The 22326-nt window shown below is 62.6% G+C and carries 14 protein-coding genes; 11 read left to right on the top strand and 3 right to left on the bottom strand.

The window, feature by feature from the left end; genetic code table 11:
- The first annotated feature begins 399 nt into the window (after positions 1-399).
- From Q7P63_17085 to Q7P63_17045, 9 genes are all read left to right on the top strand, one after another.
- Positions 400-1083, top strand: coding sequence for an ECF-type sigma factor (locus Q7P63_17085; protein MDP0501812.1), 684 nt, complete (start codon positions 400-402; stop codon positions 1081-1083).
- Between the two features lie 12 nt (positions 1084-1095).
- A complete protein-coding gene (locus Q7P63_17080; GenBank protein ID MDP0501811.1) occupies positions 1096-3312 on the top strand; it encodes a serine/threonine-protein kinase in 2217 nt (738 codons plus the stop codon).
- A 380-nt stretch (positions 3313-3692) separates the two neighbouring features.
- Entirely contained in the window at positions 3693-5066 is a 1374-nt protein-coding gene (locus Q7P63_17075; protein ID MDP0501810.1) for an MFS transporter, read from the top strand.
- Between the two features lie 9 nt (positions 5067-5075).
- Positions 5076-6014, top strand: coding sequence for a family 43 glycosylhydrolase (locus Q7P63_17070; protein MDP0501809.1), 939 nt, complete (start codon positions 5076-5078; stop codon positions 6012-6014).
- 78 nt (positions 6015-6092) lie between these two features.
- On the top strand, positions 6093-7121 hold the full coding sequence (locus tag Q7P63_17065) for a family 43 glycosylhydrolase (GenBank protein ID MDP0501808.1): 1029 nt from the start codon (positions 6093-6095) through the stop codon (positions 7119-7121).
- 198 nt (positions 7122-7319) lie between these two features.
- Positions 7320-9677 (top strand): TonB-dependent receptor, encoded by a 2358-nt coding sequence (locus tag Q7P63_17060; protein MDP0501807.1) that lies wholly within the window; start codon positions 7320-7322, stop codon positions 9675-9677.
- 111 nt (positions 9678-9788) lie between these two features.
- The gene (locus tag Q7P63_17055) at positions 9789-12653 is read left to right on the top strand and encodes a hypothetical protein (protein ID MDP0501806.1); all 2865 of its coding nucleotides are present in this window, start codon (positions 9789-9791) and stop codon (positions 12651-12653) included.
- Positions 12654-12997: 344 nt separating this feature from the next.
- Positions 12998-15364 carry an FAD-dependent oxidoreductase gene (locus tag Q7P63_17050; protein ID MDP0501805.1) on the top strand — a complete coding sequence of 789 codons (2367 nt, stop codon included), beginning with the start codon at positions 12998-13000 and terminating at the stop codon, positions 15362-15364.
- The gene (locus Q7P63_17045) at positions 15361-17127 is read left to right on the top strand and encodes a sodium:solute symporter family protein (protein ID MDP0501804.1); all 1767 of its coding nucleotides are present in this window, start codon (positions 15361-15363) and stop codon (positions 17125-17127) included. Before Q7P63_17050 ends, Q7P63_17045 begins: the two co-directional genes overlap by 4 nt.
- Here Q7P63_17045 and Q7P63_17040 read toward each other — a convergent pair.
- The gene (locus tag Q7P63_17040) at positions 17124-18233 is read right to left on the bottom strand and encodes a LacI family DNA-binding transcriptional regulator (protein ID MDP0501803.1); all 1110 of its coding nucleotides are present in this window, start codon (positions 18231-18233) and stop codon (positions 17124-17126) included. The genes Q7P63_17045 and Q7P63_17040 overlap by 4 nt on opposite strands.
- Before the next feature lie 90 nt (positions 18234-18323).
- Entirely contained in the window at positions 18324-18602 is a 279-nt protein-coding gene (locus Q7P63_17035; GenBank protein MDP0501802.1) for a DUF2492 family protein, read from the bottom strand.
- Positions 18603-18798: 196 nt separating this feature from the next.
- Here Q7P63_17035 and malQ point away from each other — a divergent pair, with 196 nt between their 5' ends.
- Positions 18799-20391 (top strand): 4-alpha-glucanotransferase, encoded by a 1593-nt coding sequence (gene malQ, locus Q7P63_17030; GenBank protein MDP0501801.1) that lies wholly within the window; start codon positions 18799-18801, stop codon positions 20389-20391.
- Positions 20392-20451: 60 nt separating this feature from the next.
- Positions 20452-21735: an acetylxylan esterase gene (locus Q7P63_17025; GenBank protein ID MDP0501800.1), complete on the top strand. Its 1284-nt coding sequence runs from the start codon at positions 20452-20454 to the stop codon at positions 21733-21735.
- A 53-nt stretch (positions 21736-21788) separates the two neighbouring features.
- Here Q7P63_17025 and Q7P63_17020 read toward each other — a convergent pair whose 3' ends face one another.
- Positions 21789-22199, bottom strand: coding sequence for a DUF4112 domain-containing protein (locus Q7P63_17020; protein ID MDP0501799.1), 411 nt, complete (start codon positions 22197-22199; stop codon positions 21789-21791).
- Between the last annotated feature and the right edge of the window lie 127 nt (positions 22200-22326).

Below are 22326 nucleotides of genomic sequence, written 5' to 3'. Positions count from 1 at the left end.
CAACGCGAAGATTTCGCTTTGCTTTTACGAAAATTAGGATAAGCTGCCGACATAGTTTGAGCAGCTTCTCGCCGCATACCCTCATGTAGTAGCGCACATGGCGGCAGCGTTCTCCCCCGAGCGTATCGAGGCTGCACAGTCTCCTCATTACACCTTCAGCCAAGGCTGAATCACCCCCTCCCGTGTACCCTCATGCAGCGCTACGTCCTATTGTCACCGCCCCATTGGCCGCCTAACGTTGATGGTTTTCTCCGGCTGTGGCCTACTGCCGCGAAGACAAGCTACATTGGTTCCTCGTCCCCTCGTATCCTACCGTCTTGAACCCGGCACAGCTTTTTGTTTCTCCCCCTGTTCCTTCCGGCTGCGGAAGCGCGGCCACACCCCCTCCTTGCACCCCCCATGAAGTCGACCCTTTCCCCCGCCTATTTTTCCTTGCGCCTGCGCCCGGCCAACGACGGGCCCGCCCTTCAGGATCGCCAGCCTACCGTTGCCCAAGCCGCTCAGCGCGCGCTCGACCGGACGGTTTCCGACATTACTCAATGCCTCCGTGCCTTAGGCAGCGGCGACAAACAGGCCGCCGACGACCTGCTCCCGATGGTTTACGACGACCTGCGCCGACAGGCTGCTATCGGCATGTCGCGTGAATACCATTACCAGACGCTGCAGCCCACCGCGCTGGTGCACGAGGCCTGGTTGCGCGTAGTCGGCGGCAGTACGCGTCAATGGGCCAATCGCGCACACTTCTTTGGCGCGGCGGCCCAGGCCATGCGCCGGATCCTGATCGAAAACGCCCGCCGCAAGTCGCGCCTCAAACGTGGCGGCAACCAGACCCGCGTGCAGGTCGAAGATCTGGACCTCGCGGCCACCACCCCCGAAGAGAACATCCTGTTGATCGACGAGGCCCTGGAGCGCCTGCAGGAGCACGATGCCGACAAGGCCCGCATCGTGGAGCTGAAGGTTTTTTGGGGCTGCACCACCGCCGAGGTGGCCGAAACTATGGGCATGAGCGAGCGTAGCGTGGAGCGCCAGTGGACCTACGCCAAAGCCTGGCTCTATCAGTCGATCCGCAGTAGCCAGAGCTGAGCTTTTGCGCCGATGAAAGAGGCCGGGAAAGAGGAAGAGGCGATCTTTACCACCGCCGCCGAGATGGTCGACCCGACCAAGGTCAGCGCGTATCTGGACCGCGCCTGCGCCGGCCGCGCCGAGCTGCGCGCCCGGGTCGAAGCCCTGCTGGAGGCCCACCGCGAAGCCGACCGCTTTTTCGAAGAAGGCGCTTCGGTCGTCCGCCTCTCAGACACCTTCACCTTGCTCAAGCGCCGGGTCCGCAGTTCCGTCTTGCCCGACCAGGGCGGCCGGCTGGACGACGAGGCGATCGGCTCGCGCATCGGGCGCTACAAGCTGCTGGAGAAGATCGGGGAGGGCGGCTGCGGCGCCGTTTTCCTCGCCGAGCAGGAAGAGCCCGTACTGCGCCACGTAGCTCTCAAGATCATCCGGGGCGGGATGGAAAGCCGGAGCGTGATCGCACGCTTCGAAGCCGAGCGGCAAGCCCTCGCAATGATGGACCACCCCAACATCGCGCGTGTCTTCGATGCGGGGGCGACGGACAAGGGTGCACCGTACTTTGTGATGGAGCATGTGCGCGGCGTGCGGATCACCGATTATTGCGACCAGCACCGGCTCTCGATCCGTCAGCGGCTTCACCTCTTTATCCAGGTCTGCCACGCCATCCAGCACGCGCACCAGAAGGGCATCATCCACGGCGACATCAAGCCCTCCAACATTATGATCGCCCAGCACGACGGCGTGGCGCAGCCCAAGGTCATCGACTTTGGCATTGCCCGGGCGGCAGAAGCTCGGCGCGGCGAACGCCAGACGCTGAGCACCTCTGCGCTCTGGATCGGCACCCCTGCCTATATGAGCCCCGAACAGGTAGAGGTGGGGGAGCTGGACGTCGATACCCGCAGCGACATCTACAGCCTCGGCGTGTTGCTTTTTCAGTTGCTGACCGGTCGCACTCCGTTGGAAGGGCGGCTTCCGGAAGAGGCCGGTCTGGAAGAAGTCCGTCGCGCCCTGCGCGAATATACGCCATTGCGCCCTTCGGTGGCCTTGGCGGCGTTGCCACCGGAAGCCTTGCAGGCCGTGGCGGAGCAGCGCCAGACGACGCCCGCCCGCCTCCTGGCCCACCTCCGGGGCGACCTCGATTGCATTGCGCTGAAGGCTCTCGAAAAAGACCGCCGCTACCGTTACGAGACCGCCAACGGCCTCGCGATGGACGCCCAGCGCTTCCTCAATCACGACCCCGTGCTCGCGCACCCTGCCGGGTGGGTCTATTCGTTTCGCAAGCTCGTGCGGCGTAACCGCGCAGTCTTCTTTGCCTCGGCGATGGTCACGACCATTCTCCTCGCCGCCCTCGGGGTCTCGACCCACCTTTTCCTGAACGAGCGTGAGGCCCGTCAACGCGCGGTGCAGGCCGAGCAGCAACAGGCCCGCCTGCGTCAGGAGGCCGAAGAACGCGAAATGGTCACTCAAGCCGCCCTCATGGTTAGCCAGGAGCGTTACCCGGAAGCCGACGAGCTACTGAAAGGAGTGACGCTGACCGACTCGACGATGGAGGGTGCGGCCGTCTACCGCGCGGTGGGCGAGTGGCACGCGATCAACGAGCGTTGGGCCAAGGCCGCCGAGTGTTTTGGCGTGCTGCTGCGGATCAACGAGTTGGAAGGTGCCGACGTCCGCACGCTCGACTATCTGGAGCTGGGCCCGGTGCTGATCGAGTTGGGTGATCGTGAGGCGTATGACCGGTTCCGCCGCATCGCAGTCGATCGCTTTCCCGCCGCCGGCAGCTTCTCCGATCGTATCGTCAAGATCAGCCTACTGGCCCCGGCAGAAGCGACTTTGCTGGAAGATCTGCAGGAATATGCCGACTTCACCACCCAAGTTTCGATTGAGGCTGCCGCGAGTGGCGATACTTTCCAGGCCGCATGGCAATGCATGTCCATCGCCCTTTTCGAATACCGCTCCAGCGACTACCAGGCGGCAATCGACTGGTGCCTAAGGAGCGTCGAATACTCGGATAGCAATGCTCCCCGCACCGTTACGGTCAAGGCCATCCAGGCGATGGCGGAGGCGCGGTTGGGCCGTATCGATTCTGCCCGCGCCAGCCTGGCCCTTGCCACGGAATTGACGGAAACCCGCAACCCGAACCGCGCCGACCGGGGCACCCCGGTGCTCGGCTTCTGGTTCGACTGGGCCTTTGCCCGCATCATCCTGCGCGAGGCGACAACGCTCGTGGAGGAACGCAGTATGGGAATTTAGAGCACTGCCGCTTCCGGTCGCGAAAATGGCGGCCATTTTTTTTGCGAAATTTCGGCGGGGTAGGGATGGGAAGGGCGCATGTAGGGATGTGCGCTACTCACCCGCGGGCCATACGGTCCACGGTCACCCGGAAAAACCAACCCTTTCACCGCGTCATGCCCTGACCCTGTTTTTGTGCCCCCTACAGACGCCGCAGCCTGAGCGCGGTCGTCTTAACCCGCAAATTTCTTATCTGACGAAGCTGAAAGGGGATTCTGCACGTCAATAGGAGTAGCAACAGCATCGCCAGCGCCCTGTCACTCGGGGCGCTGGCTTTGACTCCTGCTGCGCAGAATCCCGCCTCCTTAGCCCCACAGGCTCCGCCTGCGCTCTACCCCTACATGAAGACACAGAAGCTAACCGTGCTGGAGAAGATCGGATTCGGATCCGGCGACATGGCCATCAATGTGGTCATTTCGTCGATGTTTCTGATCATCAATTACTTTTACACCGACGTCTTCGGCCTTAAGCCTGCGCACCTCGCCCTCATGTTTCCGCTAGTGCGGATTATCGACGCAGTGACCGACCCCGCGATGGGGATCCTCACGGATAAGCTCAAGGGCCGCCACGGGCGCTACCGACCCTACCTGTTATATCTGGCGGTGCCCTTCGGCATTGCCGTCTTCCTGACTTTTACGACACCCGATTTCGCCTACGCGGGCAAACTCGTCTGGGCTTACGCTACCTACATCTTCGTCACGCTCATGTTCACGGGCGTCACGATCCCCTACATCTCGCTCATTTCGGTGCTGACGGACGACCCGAAAGAGCGCCTTTCGGCCAACGGCTACCGCTTGTTCCTGGCCAAGGTCGCGGCCTTTCTCGTCGCCATCGCCGTGCCCAAGCTCGCGCAGATCTGGGGGGCGGAGAGTATGCAGCGCGGCTACCAGCTGGCCATGGGGCTGATGGCGCTGCTCTCGGTTTTCTTCCTCCTCTTCTGCTTCATCACCACGCGCGAGCGAGTCGAGCACGTGGTGGACCGCAAGCCGCTAGCCGAGCAGTGGAAGATCCTCTTCCGCAACGACCAATGGGTGGTGCTCTGCATCGTCTGCGTAGTCGGCACGGTAGGCTACACCATCCGCAACTCTGTCGCCGCCTACTACGCGCAATATTACCTGGGCGACAAGGGGTTGATCGCCCCCTTCCTTGGCACGGGTGTCGGTGCGGCCATCCTCGCGATGGTCGCCTCCACCTGGATCACCAAGCGCTACTGCAAGGTGCAGATGTTTCGCTGGACGCAGCTCGCCGTAGGCGTGATCAGCCTCGCGATGCTCTTACTGGTCGGGCCGGGCGATGTGGTGACGGCCTTCGTTTTCTACGCCCTGCTGTCGTTCGTGGTCGACTTGCACGCCCCGGTCTTCTGGTCGGCCATCGCCGAAGCGGTCGATTATGGGCAGGCCAAGACGGGGCAGCGCGTGTCCGGCATCGCCTTTGGGGGCATCTCGTTTTGCCAGAAGACGGGTATGGCCGTGGCCGGTTCGCTCGCCAACATCCTGCTGACCGTCTTCCACTACGTGCCCGATGTGCCGCAAAGCTCTTACACGCTGACGGGCATCGCGCTGATGGTGACGATTATCCCCGGGGCGTTCCATGCCATCATGGGCTGGGTCATGTTCAAATACCGCATCACCGACGCCTTTTACAACCGCATGAAGGAAGGCCGCGAGCCGGGCCTGCAGCCCATGGCGGGCGTCATCCACGATACCACGATCTAAGCCATTTCCATGAAGCGCCTCCAGCCACTCATCGAACAGCGAGCCGATCCCTTTGTCTACCGACATACCGACGGCTACTACTACTTTACCGCCTCCGTCCCGGCCTACGACCGCATCGAAGTCCGCCGCTCCCACACGCTTGCCGGCCTGCGCGAGGCCCAGCCGGTCGCCGTCTGGCACAAGCCAGCGACGGGCCCGCTCTGCGAACTCATCTGGGCGCCGGAGATCCACCACCACGAAGGCCGCTGGTATGTCTACTTTGCCGCTGCTCCGAGCCGCGAGATCAAGGACAACCTGTTCCAGCACCGCATGTATGCCATCTCGACCGACGCCGCCAACCCGCTAGAAGGCCCGTGGACGGAGCCCGTGCAGGTCAAGACCGGCTGGGAGAGCTTTTGCCTCGACGCCACCACCTTCCGCCACCGAGGCCGGCTCTATTACCTGTGGGCGCAGAAAGATCCTCAGATCCAGGGCAACTCCAACCTCTACCTCGCCGCAATGGAGACGCCCGTGAAGCTGGCAACCCAGCCTGTGATGCTGACCAAGCCGGAGTTCGACTGGGAGATCCGCGGCTTCTGGGTCAACGAAGGCCCGGCGGTGCTCGTCCGCCACGGCAAGGTGTTCATCACCTACTCGGCCAGTGCGACCGACGAGAACTACTGTATGGGCCTGCTCTCTGCCGATGAAGACGCCGAGCTGCTCGACCCCCAGAGCTGGACGAAGAGCCCGCAGCCGATCTTCCAGAGCGATTTCGAGCACGGCATTTACGGCCCTGGTCATAGCAGCTTTACGGTCTCCGAAGACGGCAAGGACCTGCTCGTCTACCATGCCCGCACCTATACCGAAATTGTAGGAGACCCGCTGTGGGATCCCAACCGTCACACTTTTGTCAAAGAGATCGCCTGGAAGGGCGGGATGCCGGTGCTGGGAAGCCCGGCCCTGCCCTGATCTCTGCCCCCCGAACCACCGAAACGCTTCCCGGCCGGCCTCCCGTGCCGGCTGGGGAGTACTTTGCCTGTGCGCCTCATGAACTCCACTTTTTCCCGCCTTCTGCGGACTTTACTGCTGCCCTTGGCGACTTCCCTGCACGCCCAGGAACGGCCCCCGGTGCCCGAAATCGGCTCAACCTTGCCCACCAACGGCGTGATTGCGCACGACCCGGTGATGATCGAGCAAGACGGCACCTATTACCTCTTCACCACCGGCCCCGGCATCTCTGTCTGGACCTCGACGGATCTCAAGGAATGGACGCGCCAACCCGGCGTGTTCGATCCCTTCCCGGAGTGGATTCCGGTCGCGATTCCTGAGTTCCAGGGACATCTCTGGGCGCCCGACATCTACTTCCACGACGGGCTCTATTACCTCTACTATTCGGCCTCGGCTTTCGGTAAAAACACTTCTGCCATCGGTGTGGCAACCAATCGAACGCTCGACCGCGACGATCCGAACTTCAAGTGGGTCGACCATGGCAAGATCGTGCAGTCCTTCCCCGGCGTCACCAACTGGAATGCTATCGACGCGCACATTATCGACGATGCCGACGGCACACCCTACATGTCGTTCGGCTCCTTCTGGGGCGGCCTCAAGATCGCCAAGCTGATGCCCGACCGGCTGAGCCTGGCCGATTGCTGGCAAGACCTTCTGACCATCGCTACCCGCGTGCGCGAAAACGAAAACGGCGAGGAACCGGGGGCCAACGCGATCGAGGCACCCTTCATCTTCCACCACGGCGACCACTATTATCTCTTCGCCTCCATCGACTACTGCTGCCGGGGCGCGCGCAGTGATTACAAGGTGATCGTAGGCCGCTCCGAGTCGCTCCTGGGGCCGTATGTAGACCGCGAAGGCGAGCCCCTGCTCGACGGTGGCGGCACGATCATCCTGCAGGGCGACAAGCGCTGGCATGGGGTGGGGCACAACGCCGTCTACACGTTCGATGGCGCGGATTACATCGTCTCGCACGCCTACGATGCGGAAGCGCACGGCTGGCCCAAGCTGCGGATCGACAAGATCCATTGGACCGAAGACGGCTGGCCCGAAGTGAGCGCCGAATAGACCTTTTTGCGCAGGATGAATCCCAAGCGCCCGACAGTTCAAGTCGGGCGTTTCTTTGTTTACACAAAGTCAACTGTCTACCATTTCGCGTCTCGGCAACTGAGGGGATTTGAGCAGAGTGCAGGCAGACCTTGGCGACCGCTGCCCCGCGCCTCATAGTCGCAAGGTCTTCCCCAAACTCCCAAAACTACCCCTACTATGTCTCACTACCTAAAGTATAGCCTGATGGCTGCTGCGACTCTGGGCTTTGCTGCCACCGGGTTCGCTCAAGACAGCGATCTGCCGGAAGACGAATACGTCTACACCCTCGAAGCCTTTGCCGTTCAGACCTCTGCCAACGACGAGTCTTACCGCGCCCAGGAGTCCCTTGGCGCCACCCGGATCAATACCCAGCTGACTGAGCTGCCGATTCAGGTGTCCGTGCTCAAGCCGGAGATGATCAACAACTTTCAACTCTTCGATCCCGATGAACAGGGCCAGTTTGTGGCCAGCTGGCTCTCCGGCGAAGTCGAAGCCGGTGGTGGGGGCGGCAGTCGCCTCCGTGGCTTCGTGCCGCTGACCTTCCGCAATGGCTTCGAGCGCACCGGAGTGGGCGAAGTCGTCAACCTCGACCGGGTCGAGATTATCAAGGGCCCGCTGTCTGCGATGTTCGGGCGCTCCAACCCGGGTGGCCTGATCAACTACATCACCAAAAAGCCCGCGCGCAAGCCGCACACCAAGCTCGTTGGCATCTACGGCAGCTTCGACTTTACCCGTTTCGAGCTGCACAACACCGGCCCCGCGTCCATCGTCTCCGACGACCTCTACTACCGTGTCGACGGCTCCTTCACCAACACCCGGGGCGTGCAGGACTATTTCTTCACCCGCACCTACGCGCTCAGCACGGCCTGGACCTACGAGCTGACCGAGAAGACCACGATCACGATCGAAGGCGAGCAGCTCAACCGTTACCAGAATCGTGGCTTTGGCGGGTACCTCAACCGCTGGAAAAACTTCGTGAGCCCGGTCGACGGCCAAAGCTACGGCAACGTGATCGGCGGCATCAATGAAGAGCTGGTCGAGAGCGGCTTCAACTACCACGGCCCGAATGCCCAAGTGAATCGCGAGATCACCACCCTCGACCTGCGCGTCGAGCACGAGCTGACGGATAATTCCGGCTTGCGCTTCAACGCCCAGTACTGGGACCGCACTTTCGAAGACTGGCGCTTCACGACTGGCGCGAGCGCCTTCTACGTCGACGATCCTGCGGCCGTTTACGCCCGCGAACCCTACGTCCACCTCCAACCGGAAGAGGCCGTGGCCCTGCAGCTCGACTACATCCTGCGCAACCGCTGGACCAACTTCGAAAACAGCCTGCTCGTCTCGGTCGACTATATGGACCGCAGCATGGAGCGCCGCGACTATAGCATGGAGCCCGGCGTCCGCGCCGAATATTTCCCCGACTACAATCGCTTCGACCTTTCGGATCCGGACTACGGCATCGCTTACGATTACAACCTGCTGACCCGTGAGCGACGCTACCACCTCGACGAGCGCGAGCGCTACGGCTTCCTCATCAGCGACCGCTTTGCCATGTTGCAGGGTAAGTTGATCGGCTACGGCTCGCTGCGCTACGAAGATACCTCCACGCACACCGAGTTCAGCTCGTCGGCCGACAATACGAAGGCCAAGGCCAGCCCAGCCGATGCCGATGAAGAGTCCACCACCTACTCGCTGGGCCTCGTCTACAAGATCCTCGACAACCGCCTGATCGCGTTCGCCAACCACTCCACCTCGTTCGAGTGGGCGGTCGATTCGGAGCCCTCGCTCGACCGCGGGACGAACGAACTGGTGCCCAACGTCGAAGGTCAGGGCTACGAAGCGGGCTTCAAGGGCGAGCTGCTGCAAGACAAGATTTACTGGCAGGCCACCGCCTTCCAGATCACCCGCGAGAACATCTCGGTCGACAACCCGGAGTTTATCCTCGACGACGAGGGCAACATCCCGCCCGGCATCCCGGAATTTCTCGGCCTCGCCGAAGAACGCTCCGAGGGTTACGAACTCGAAATCTACGGCGACCCGACCGAAAACCTTTCGTTCACCTTCGCGGTGGGCTATGTGGATGCCTTTACCAAGGAGTCGCCCAATTCGCCGGAGATCGAAGGCCGCAAGCTGCTCCGCGCGCCCGAGTGGAACATCGGCTCCACCTTGACCTACCGCATCAAGGAAGGCCCGCTCAACGGGGTAGTATTCGGCGCTGCCGTGCGCTACACCGACGAGTATTACGCCCGCTTTGGCGGTGTGGCCTCGCAGGTGACGGGCGAAGAGGGCTACACCGCCCCGACGCAGCCCTCACAGGCTGGCACCGAAACGACCAGCCGCATCGAAGAAATCCGCCCGGCCGTCACGCTGTGGGACTTCTATGTCGGCTATACCTGGCGCACGGGTGAGGACCGGAAGACCTACCACTCGGCCCGCCTCACGGTGAAGAACGCTTTCGACGAGCGCTGGTTCACCGTTACAGGGCGCGAGGGGCTGCCGACCGAAGTCCGGGGCAGCTACTCGATCAGCTTCTAATCTTGGTTTTGAGGTATCAGACAACGGGAGGGGCGGTACGTCCAGCAGTGGGGAGGCGTACAAGGAGACCAGATTCACGCCCCTCCCATCCCTTTTTACGCCATCGTTTTTATGCACCTGCTCAAGTTCACCTTCACGACTCTCGCCTGCGCCGTGGCGGGCACCCTTTCCGCCCAAAAACTGGAAAACGACGACTTCCGCGTGACGGTGACCGATTCGCACCGCATCGAAGTCCGCCCCCAGGGTGGCCAGCCGCAGACCTTTACCCTCGATTTTTTGGTGCTGCACCAGCCGAACGACCCGAAGATGGCCTTGCGCCCGGGCGGCCTGAAGGTGCCTTACAACCTGCTTTCGTGGGAAAATCCCAACCTGCGCAGCGCCGATGCGGCTCTCGGGCAGGTGAAGCGCGACGTCTCCCAGCAGGGCGACGGCTTTGACGACCGCGTACTGCTCGGCAGCAGTAAGTCGCGCACCGCCGACGTTTTTTATGCGGGTGACAGCCAACGCCTGAGCCCGGTCGCACACCGGGAAGTGGGCGACCGCATCGTCTGGGACTTCGCTCCGACGGAGTGGGGGACCCTGCAGGCCGAGTTGAGCCTGCCCGACGCGGGCGACCCCGTTTTGACTTACACCTGGGATGCTCGTCAGCCGGGTTATTATTCGATCGGCTATCTCGGTGCTCCAGCCAAGCCTCTGGCGGAAGTCGATGAAGTCTGGCAACCCCTTTTGTGGCAGGAGAAACGCTTCCCGGAGGCAAGCTACCTGACGGCCGCTTTTCGCGCGCCTATCCCTTCCGCGCTGGTCATGGACGAGGGTCAGACCTGGGGCGTGCTGGCGAATGCGGAAGAATATCCCTTCAGCCCGCTGCCGATGATCACCAACAGCCGTTTCGGCATTGGGGTCCGTAACGCCCAAGGGCAAGCGCAACCCTACCTCTTTGCGCCCCTGTTGGGCGGCATCGAGTCACTGCGCGAGCCGGGTGAGCCCTATCGCTTTTCCGTCCGCCTGCTCCTGCGCAACGACGACATCCTCGACACCTACGAATATGTGGCCCGTGAGCATTACGGCTTTCGCGACCAGCGCCACAACGCCCTCGGCTCCCTCAACGACGCGCTCGACCGCATGGTCGACTACGGGATGAGTGAATACAGCCACTTCAACCTCGATCTGAAGGGCTGCAGCTACTCGACCGATGTGCCCGGAGCGGTCAAGAACGTGTCGTCGCTCAACCCGCTGAACATGGCGCTGATCCGCGACGACGAGACGATCTTCACCCAGCGCGCCTATCCGATCATGGAATACCTGCTCTCGCGCGAGAAGTTCCTCTTCTCTCTCGATCCAGAGCAAAAGATCCAGAACCCTTCGCGCAACATGACCGGCCCCAGCGCGCCCGTCAGCGAGCTGGTGGCGCTCTACGAGATCAGCCACCGCGCCAATCCCGTATTTCGCGATCTGGCCGAGCAGATGTATGGCACCACCCGCACGCTCAACCTCGACGTGGAGGAGAAGGGCGACCGCTGGGAAAACAGCCTCATGCTCTATCGGGCGACCGACGACGAGCGGTTTGGCGAGCGGATGCGGCGCGATGCCGACCGCTATGTGAGCAAACGCATTGACCAGGCGCAGACGGACTTCGGTGGCGGAGCCTTCTTCTGGACCCAATTTACCGCCAACTGGATCGAGCTGTTCGAGCTTTACGAGACGACGGGTGATGAGCGTTATCTGCAGGCCGCTCACGAAGGCGCCCGCCGCTATGCCTTCTACACCTTCATGAGCCCGAAAGTGCCGGACGAGCTGGTGCGGGTCAACGAAGGCAACAAGGCCCCCGTCTACTGGTATCTGGCCAGCAAGGGGGCTAAGCAAATCGAGCTGCCGGAGGAATTCGCCCCCGCCTGGCGCCTCTCGGCGGTCGGCCTCACGCCGGAGTCTTCCGGCACGAGCAACGGCCACCGGGGCATCTTCATGGCCAACTACGCCCCTTGGATGCTCCGTATTGCCGAGGCCACGGGCGACGCTTACTTGCACGACATCGCCCGCTGGGCCGTGATTGGTCGCTACCGCAACTTCCCGGGCTACCACATCAATACCGCCCGCACGACAGTCTACGAAAAGGCGGATTACCCGCTGCGCAGTCACGACGAACTGAGCGTCAACTCATTCCACTACAACCACATCTGGCCCATGATGTCGATCCTGCTCGACTACCTGGTGTCCGACGCCAGTGCGCGCAGCGACGGCCAGATCGACTTTCCCTCCGAATACATCGAGGGCTACGCCTACCTGAAGTCCAAGTTTTACGGCCACCAGCCCGGTACCTTCTACGGCCACGACGACGCGATCCTCTGGATGCCGAAAGGCCTCGTGCAGGTCGAGTCGCCAGAGATCAACCATGTTAGCGCCCGGGGCGAAGGCAGCTTCTATCTCGCGCTGATGAACGAGTCGACCGAAACGGTCCAGACTACGGTGACGCTCGACCCGCAACGCCTCGGCCTGCAATCCGGTCGCGATTACAAGGTCCGCAGCTGGGTCGATGGCAAGTCGCAGCGGCAGCGTTCGCTTCGCGGCGGCCAGTTGACCGTCACCGTGCCGCCGCGCGGGCTCGTCGCCCTGTCGGTCGAAAGTGTGCAGCCGCAAGCCGCCTTCCAGCAAAGCCTGCTTGATCTTCAGACGGCAGACGCCTGGCGAGACCACTATCGCGAACTGCCCACCGGCGACGCCCGTGCCATCATCATGGACTGGGGGCAAACCGTTGGCACCAACGCCTACCTTTACCTCCGTCAGGACGATGCCCAGGTGGCCCGAGCCACGCTTGAAGTGCGACAGGGAGACCAGTGGCAGGCCTTCGAAGACGCGGCCTTCCCTTATGAATGGACGGTGCCGCTGCCGGACGACACCCAAACCTTCGAGTTTCGCCTGACGGTAGAAACGACCGATGGCCAGCGTCAGCGCGGCGAGATTCAGACCATGCGCCGCTAGCCTCAAGTTGTGTGAACAATGACGAAGGCCTATTCAATTTATGTGAGCGTTAGCGCGTTTAGGGGTGGCACCCTTTCAGGGTGCATCCTTGGGCTCGGGAACCCGGGGTGTCGGTCCGCTCTCGCGGCCCTCAACCCCGGGCTAAGGGGTGGCAAGCCTTTGGCTTGCTGGATGATCCAGCATCCCGGAGGGATGCCATAACTTAGCCGGTGGTTGAGGACGCATGCGTCCGACACCACCGGATCGTAACCGGACCAGTTTGCACCCAGAAAGGGTGCCACTGTGAAAACGCCCAGACGATCAGACACTAGCGCCTTTCTACGGCCCCTTTATTGAAAGCTTTTATGAACGATTTTGCTTCCCAATCCACCGCTGCGACGGGGGATGAGCGCATGTTTCGCGAGCCGCTGACCCACGCTGGGCGCGAGCTGCGGACGCAAACCCTCGAGCGCGATCTGGTGATCGTCGGGGGCGGGATTTCAGGCGTCTGCGCCGCGATCACCGCTGCCCGGGCCGGCCTCAAGGTCGTGCTCGTGCAAGACCGCTCCGTCCTGGGCGGCAATGCCTCCAGCGAGGTCCGCCTCTGGATGCTTGGCGCCACCTCCCACATGGGCAACAACAACCGCTGGTCCCGCGAGGGTGGGGTAATGGGTGAGTTGCTGGTGGAGAACGTCTTCCGCAACCCCGAGGGCAACCCGCTGCTCGTCGACGCGCTCATGCTCGACATGGTGCGCAGCGAGCCCAACATCGAGCTGCTGCTCAACACCTGCGTCTACGAAGTCGAGAAACGTAACGAGCGCGAGCTGGCCGCCGTCGTCGCCTTCTGCTCGCAAAACGCCACCCGCTACATCTTGCGCGGCCGCGACTTTATGGACTGCTCGGGCGACGGCGTGGTGGCTTTTCTTGCCGGCGCTCCCTTCCGCATGGGTGCCGAGACGGTCGACGAGTTTGGCGAGGGCCTCGCGCCCACCGAAGACTACGGCTACCTGCTCGGCCACTCGCTCTACTTTTACAGCAAGGACGCGGGCAGGCCGGTCAAGTATCACGCCCCCTCCTTTGCGCTGAAGGACATCAACCGAATCCCGCGCTTCCGCAACATCAAGCTCAAGGAATACGGCTGCAAGCTATGGTGGGTCGAATACGGGGGCCGCCTCGATACGATCCACGAGACCGAGCAGATCAAGTGGGAGCTTTGGAAGATCGTCTACGGCATCTGGGACTACATCAAGAACTCGGGGGAGTTCCCCGAGGCCGAGACGCACACGCTGGAGTGGGTCGGCATGATCCCCGGCAAGCGCGAGAGCCGCCGCTTCGAGGGGCAATACATGATCACCCAGCCCGACATCGTGGAGCAGCGCACCTTCCCCGACGCGGTGGCGCATGGCGGTTGGGCGCTCGACCTGCACCCTGCCGATGGCGTCTATTCCAACAAGCCGGGCTGCAGCCAGTGGCACTCCAAGGGCGTCTACCAGATCCCGTTGCGGGCGACCCTGCTGCGCGATTTCGACAACCTCGTGCTCGGCGGGCGGATCATCAGCGCCACGCACTCGGCCTTTGGCTCGACCCGCGTTATGGCCACCTGCGGCTACCTCGCTCAGGCGACCGCGCTGGCGGTAGTCGAGGCCCGAAGGCAAGGTGTTGCGCCCTCGCAAATGGCTGCGCCGAAGCACTTCGCCCCCCTGCAGGCCGCGTTGCAACGCATCGGTCAACACATCCCCGAAGTGCCGCTGCACGATACGCACGACTTGGCCGCGTCGGCCCAGCTCAGCACCTCCAGCAAGTGGGCTATTCTGCAGCTCCCAGCCGACGGGCCTTGGCAGACGCTGCACGAATCGCTTGCCCAAATGCTACCCGCCCCAAAAGGCCCGCTGCCAGGCATGACATTCACCGCCCAGGCCGACGTCGCCACCGAGTTGACGGTCGAGCTACGCCTTGGTCACCGCGCCGGTCACTACACGCCGGAAGACGTGCTGGAACGCCAGACGATCTCCCTGCAGCCGGGCGAGCAGTCGTTCACGCTGCGCTGGAGCACTCCTATGCCGCGCGCCGATTACGTCTTCGTCTGCTTCCTCGCGACCGAGGGCGTGTCCTTGCGATCCTCCGCTACGCGTGCGACCGGGCTGCTCACCGTCTACAACGGCGTGAACGAGCGGGTTTCCAACAATGGCCGCCAAGAGGCTCCCGCCGGCTCAGGCGTGGATAGTTTCGAGTTCTGGACGCCGCGCCGCCGCCCCGAAGGCCACAACCTGGCGTTCCAGTTCGACCGCCCGATCTTCGTGTGCGATGCGGCCCAGCTCCGCTCCGGCTTCGAGAGGCCGACGCATCAGCCCAACGCCTGGATCGCCGACCCGCAGGACGCCAGCCCCACGTTGGAGCTGCGCTGGGATGCGCCGCAAGATCTGCACGCTCTCGTGCTGGCCTTCGATACCGACTTCGATCACGCGATGGAGTCGGTACTGATGGGGCATCCAGAGGCGGCGATGCCGTTTACGGTGCCCGCCTGCCGCATCCTCGACGAAGAGGGCAAAGTGGTGGCCGAGGTGGCGGACAACCACCAGACGCTCGTGCACATTACCTTTGACGGAGGCTGGAAAACCGATTGCCTCCGGGTAGAGCTGACGCACCCCAGCGCCCAAGTGCCCGCCGCGCTCTTTACGGTGCGCGCCTACGGCCCCGCCACACTCCTCCCGCTGCCCTCCCTCCGCGCATGAGCACGCCCGACTACTTCGTCATCCTGCTGTATGTGATCGGCCTGATCGCGATGGGCGCGTCGTTCATTTCGCGCAACAAGTCTTCGCAGGAGATGTTTGCCGCTGGTGGGCAATCGCCTTGGTGGGTCTCGGGCCTGTCGGCCTTCATGACGATGTTTTCCGCCGGCACCTTTGTCGTGTGGGGTGGCATCGCGTACCGCTACGGCTTTGTTGCCGTCGCCATCAGCCTGTGCTACGGGGTGGCGGCGCTGATTGTGGGTGCCACGCTGGCGGGGGTGTGGAAGCGTATAGGCGTCAACTCCGCCGCCGAGTTCCTGCAACTGCGCTTCGGCAACTCCATCGTGCAGTTCTACACCTGGCTGCAAGGGCTGATCAACCTCTTCACCATGGGCGGCTCGGTCTACGCCCTGTCCGTCATTGTCTGCACGCTCGTGCCGCTGGGGATCGACCACCCGTTGGCCGACCCAGCCACCGGCAACCTCTCGGTCACCTACACCTCCATTTTCATCTGCGGCGTGGTCATCCTGATTACCTTTGGCGGCGGCTTGTGGGCGGTGCTGATGACCGATGTGCTGCAGTTCATCATCCTGACGGTGTCGGTGATTGTGGTTGTGCCGCTGATCCTGATGCAGGCGGGCGGGCTCGGCAGCATGTTGACGGAGGCACCGGAAGGCTTTTGGCAGCCGGTGGCGCAAGACTATACGTGGTGGTTCCTCACGGGCTGGGTGGTCGTCCACTACTTCAAGATCGGGGGAGACTGGACCTTTGTGCAGCGCTTCCTGTGCGTGCCGACGGAGAAGGATGCCCGCAAGAGCACCTACCTCTTCGGCATCATGTATCTCGTCAGCCCCATCTTCTGGATGCTGCCGCCGATGGCCTACCGCCTTGTTTCGCCGATCCCGGAGGGGCTCAGCCCCTCGGAGGTCAACGCCTTGGGCGAGCGTGCTTACATTCTGGCCTGCCAGCAAGTGCTGCCGGTCGGCATGATGGGCCTGATGGTAGCGGCGATGACCTCCGCCACGGCCAGCATGGTTACGACGCAGCTTAACGTTTACGCGGGGGCCTTTACCAACGAGTTTTACCGCAACCTGATCAACCCGCAGGCCAGCGAAAAGCGACTGGTGGCGATGGGGCGCATCTTCACTGTCGCACTCGGCATGATGATCGTCGCCGGGGCCATGATCATCCCGCGCGCTGGCACTTACACGGGCTATATCATCTCGCTCACGGCCATGTTGACGGGGCCGCTCGTACTCCCGACCATCTGGGGCCTGTTTTCGCGCAAGATCAGCCTCAAGACGGCTTGGGCCGCTACCATCATCGGCGGCTCGGCGGCGGTGGTGGCCAAGTTCGGCCTTTCGGCGGGCGGTTTTCTCGATGTAGAGCTGCTGCGGCCCATCACCTCGCTGGTCCAGCACAACCAGAACGTGACCGATCTCGTGGTAGGCTCGGTTACCGCGCTGCTCGTGCTCGGTCTTTCCGAAGCGCTCGGCCGCGAGGAAGCTCCCGGCTATCGCAAGATCCAGGCGCACGCCGCCCAAGCCAAAGTGTTGGCTGCCGATAACCCCATTGTGGCCTCGCTGCTGCCGGCCAAGCTCTGTGCGTGGTCGGTGCTCGTGCTGGGGGCCGTCATGACGGTGCTTGCGGTTACGGTCGCGCAAAAGGTTGCCGTGCTGCTGACCTTCGCTGCGATGCTCTTCCTCCTTGGCGGAGCAATCTGGTACGGCGTCCGCCGAGTCGAAGGTCGCGTCGTAGCGGCCTAGGCTGGCGAGACTGGCGCGGCGATTTCCTGTTGCCGCGCCATTTTTTCGGATACCGTCGTGCGCAAGCGCACCGGGATGGCACTCCCGCAAGGCGGTAGGCTGAAGCCATCGCGCCGGTGCGAATCGACCAGCACGACGCGCGGGTTTTCCGGCACGCCTGTCTGGTTGAGATTCAGGTTGGTCGCGACCAGCGAAACCGTTTCGCGCCCGATCAGCCGGTAACGGTGATTGACCCCGGTGGCCTCGACCGGAGGTTCGGAGAGGTCGATACTGGCAAAGGCGACGTCTGCCGGGATGCGGTAGCCGAGTCGCGCGAGGCGTTGGTAGACGCTGCCCGCGCCAACGATGGCCTGCGGGCGATACTGCTCAATCCACGCCTGCAGGCTCTCGTCGGAGATCTCCTTTTTCGGCAAGATGGGGATGTGGTGCGCTGCAGCGATCTTGGTCTGGAAAAAGAGAAACGACGAGGTGAAGAGCTTTTGGCCGATGCCGCCTTCCCCATACGTCATGACCAGCCCGATACGTTCGTAGCCCTGCGCGCAGAGGTGCTCCAGCAACTCATCCATCATTTGCAGGTAATTCGGGCAGGCGCGGTCAAGCATCGGGTCGATAATGCTGAAGCCCGCTGTCGCCGCGCAGAAGCCCGAAAAATCGAAGTCGATCCGGCCGACGCCGCTGCGGAAGGGCAGCACGATAATACCCTTGATCCCGCGTGCGATCAGGATGTTACGGAGCCGGGCGGAAGACATCTGCATGTCGGCCAGGTGAAACACGTCGAGCTCGAAGCCCATCCGGCCCGCCTGATCGCGGATACCCTCCAGCAAAGCCCGGATTGGGTGGTAACTCTGTTGTTCCGCCGTGCCGATTTCGGGGATCAAGACCGCCAGCGTCGCGGCCGAGCGCGTGGCGCGCGACTGCCGCAAGTGGGCCATCAACTGCGTCACATGCGGGTCCTTCGTGTAGCCCAGCTCCTGTGCCAGCTGCTGGATGCGTTCGCGCTGGGCGGCAGAGATCTTTGGGCTGTTGCGGAGCGCCAGTGACACGGCAGAGGGCGAGACCTCCGCGTGTTTGGCAATGTCGCGAATCGTAACGGGGCTGCGGGGCATGGGGTAGGGGTGGGACGCTTTGGCATCCCCGGCTCTACCTTGGCCAAAAGCGCGGCTTACGGCAAGCCGAGTCGCCCCCAAATCTCCGCTCTAATGGTGGTGATGGTGGTGGCACGCCTCGCCCGAGTGGTGGCAAGTCGCCCCTTGCACCGGCAGATATCCGGCGTCGGTCAACTGAATCCGGCCACGCTCGGTGAAGGCGTCGATCAACCCGTCGGCGGTCAAGCCTTCGGGGTCGCGGCAAGTGATATAGAGGGCCTGATGACCGAAGTAGTATTCCATGCACATCTTCAAGTGCATCCGCGGCAAAGGCTTGCCGATCGCCATCATCAAGTGCAGCACCTCGTGCCCATGGGTTTCGTTGTTCATGCGAAGCAGGGTTTAACGTTAACAACCACTATCCAGCTGAACGTCGCGAAACGGCACCCGCAAGCCCACGACGGGGTCGCAAACCTACGCAGCAGTGCGCCTAATAGGTGCGATTGCAGACGCTATAGCGAAGATTACGCTACGTTGCCTTGAAACCGGGCCGTGCTTCCTTAGGCTGACCGCGAAAGGCTTACCCATGTCGCGCACGCCTGTTTTCACCACACCCAAGCCATGGCTCAACCAGCGCCAAAGCGGCGTTCTCTGCCACGTTTCGTCGTTGCCGGGGCGCTTTGGGATCGGCAATTTCGGGGCGAGCGCTCACCGGTTGATCGACTGGCTGGCGGCGAGCGGCTTCCACTATTGGCAGATCTGCCCGCTTGGGCCTACGGGCTACGGCGACTCGCCCTATCAGTCCTTTTCCAGCTACGCGGGCAACCCCTACTTCATCGACCTCGCGGAGTTGGCCTCGCAAGGGTTGCTCCACCCCGAGGAGCTTCAGCCGTTGGAACATTTGCCTCCCGGACGCGTCGACTATGGCGGTTTGTATCGGCATTTCTGGCCGCTTCTGCGCTTGGCTGCCGACCGCTTCGACCCCACTCACACGGAAGACGGCAAGGTGGATTGGGAAGCGTTTCAGGCCGCCCAAAGCACCTGGCTCGAATCCTACGCGTTCTTTATGGCCTTGAAGGCCCACCATGGTGGGCGCGCCTGGACGGAGTGGGCGGAGCCATATCGCGACTTCCATCGCCTCGATCCCGCCTCGCTGCCAGAGGAGGTACAAGCCGAAGCCCGCCGCCGCCGGATCTACCAATATTGGTTTTTCGACCAATGGCAGCGCTTGCGCACCTACGCGCATGAGCGAGGCGTCGAGATCATCGGCGACGTGCCGATCTTTGTCGCGCACGACAGCGCCGACGTCTGGAGCGCCCCGGAAAACTTCCGTCTCCACGCCGATGGTCGCCTGCAGGTGTCGGCGGGAGTGCCGCCCGACTATTATTCGGAGCTGGGCCAGTTTTGGGGCAATCCGCTCTACGACTGGGCTTACTTGCGCGAGACAGGCTACCGCTGGTGGCTCGACCGCCTGGCCGGCGCTTTTGCGCTCTACGATGTCGTGCGGCTCGACCACTTTCGCGGTTTTTCGACCTATTGGGAGATCCCGGGTGACGCTCCCGATGCCCGGACCGGCCAATGGCAGCCTGGCCCGGGGCTCGACTTTTTCCAAGCGGTTTACGAGCGCTTCCCGGCCGCCCGGATCATTGCCGAAGACCTTGGCTATATCGACCGTGAGGTGTTCGAGCTGCGTGAAGCTACTGGCCTCCCGGGCATGAAGGTGCTGCAGTTCGGTTTCGGTCACGATGCCAATCAGGTGAACCTCCCGCACCACTACCCGGCTCATAGCGTCGTCTACACCGGTACGCACGACAACGACACGACCGTCGGCTGGAGAGCCAGTCTGCAAGGTGGGCAAGAGGCCGCCGTGCAGACCTATTTCGATTGGGGCGATCCGTCGACAGCCTGGCCGTTGGTGCGCGCTGCGCTGCTTTCGGTCTCGCGGCTGGCCGTCGTGCCGCTGCAAGACCTGCTCGACCTGGGCCCGGAGGCGCGGATGAATCTGCCTGGGACTCAGGGCGGCAACTGGCAGTGGCGGTGCACCGATGCGCAACTTGACACCCTCTACGCCCGCGAAGCGGAACTGCGCAGGTGGAACCACTTGAGCGGCCGCACGGCGGACAGCCTTCAACACGACTTCAGCGCTCCGCCGGAAGACCCCGCCGCACTGCATGCCTGAAACACACCCTCGCTATTTCGCGATTGCCCCAACTTTGTAGAATCGTAGAATCTAATAAATATGAGACCACTCCTCCTTACCCTGACTCTCCTTGCCAGCACGCTGGCCTGCGCTGCTCCTGAGCGCGAGCTGATCACCGTCGTGGTGACGCCCAACGAGGCCGACTGGACCTACGACGTTGGCACTCCGGTGACCTTTACCGTCCACGCGCTGAAAGATGCGCGCCCGGTCGAAGGTCTGGCGCTGCGTTACGAAATTTCGCCCGAACAGTTCGACGCGACCGAAGAAGGCAACGCCACGACGAGCGCCCAAGGGGTGGTGATCCAGACGGCTGGACGCGACAAGCCGGGTTTCCTGCGCTGCGCCGTGTTTGTCGACTACGAGGGCAAGACCTACCGCGGCGACGCCAACGTAGGCTTCGAGCCGGAAGAGATCACGCCCTACGTGTCCGAGCCCGCCGACTTCTGGCAGTTCTGGCAAGACGCCATCGCGCAGGTGCGTAAGGTGCCGCTGGAGCCAAGCTTCGAGCTGCTGCCCGATCTGAGCACCGATCGGGTCAACGCCTACCACGTGCGCTTCCGCAATGAGGCTCGCAATTACATCTACGGCGTGCTTTGCGTACCTAAAAAGCCCGGGAAGTATCCTGCCATCCTGCGCGTGCCCGGGGCAGGCGTGCGCCCTTACACGGGCTCATCCAAAGTGGCCGAACAAGGCGCCATTACCCTCGACATCGGAATCCACGGCATCCCCGTGCGCTACCCGGAAGAAACCTACCTCAACCTCCGCTATGGCGCCTTGCTGGACTACAACGTCAACCAGGCCGAAGATCGCGATCGCTACTATTACAAGCGTGTCTTCCTCGGCTGTGTCAAGGCGGTCGACTTCCTGCAGTCGCTACCCGAGTGGGATGGCGAGAACATCGGCGTGACCGGGGGCAGCCAGGGTGGGGCACTGAGCATCATCACCGCCAGTCTGCATGCGGACGTGGATGCGTATGTCTCCTTCTATCCCGCCATGTCGGACATGCTGGGCGATCTCAAGGGCCAAGCCGGTGGCTGGCCGCACCTCTTTTCGCGTTATGACGCGGCAAAGCACCCCGAGTGGTATGGCGTGATCCCGTACTACGATGTGGTGAATTTCGCCCGCCATCTCGACAAGCCGGGTTGGATGTCGTTTGGCTATAACGACTGGGTTTGCCCGCCGACTTCGACCTTTGCCGCCCACAATGTGCTGAAGCGTGAGCCGGAGCTTCACCTCTACCCCGAAACCTACCACTGGACCTATCCGGAGCAGACGGCGGCCGGGCAGGCTTGGCTCTTTGAGCAACTGAGCGCAGGCAACTAAGCCTTGGTCAACGCGTAGCGGTTTCGACCACGGGCAGCTCTCCCGTGGTTTTTTTACGCCTTCTCCAGCCAGCGGCGCAAGAGGGCCGCGTTGCGGATATTGGCGCGGAAGGCGAAGTCGAAGAAGTCGCCCAGAATCGGCACACTGCCGACCAGCCAGTCTACCCCTACGTTGGCGGCCATACGCAGGGCCAGAGTGCGCGGCGCACCCATGCGTAAAGCCTCAACGATCGGGTAGGCCGAGATGGCTGCCGTAATGGTATCACCAACGCCGGGGACGAGGCCGATGATGCCGTCCCAGCCAACGCGGCGACCGATGATCGGCACCTTGAAGGCCGTATCCATCAGGCGTGAGATCTTGTCTACGCGGCGCAACGCGGCCATCTGAGTGGCGTGATCGACACCTTTGGATTTAGGCTTGGCAGTCGAAAAAGTGGGGGCGGAGTAAGGGTGAGAGCTGCTCATACCTTAATATACTCCATTTCCTGTGCCAAGACGGCAGGTTTGGCGAAATTTGCCAAGGTCTGGATAAACGAAAAGCCGACTTCGCATGCGCAAAGTCGGCGGGGGTCGAAAGGGAAAGGGCAGTCGG

The organism is Verrucomicrobiota bacterium JB022 (genome assembly GCA_030673845.1).
GTDB lineage: Bacteria > Verrucomicrobiota > Verrucomicrobiia > Opitutales > Oceanipulchritudinaceae > WOUP01.
Note: the sequence above shows the minus strand (reverse complement) of the source record. Positions and strands in the feature narration are given on the sequence as shown.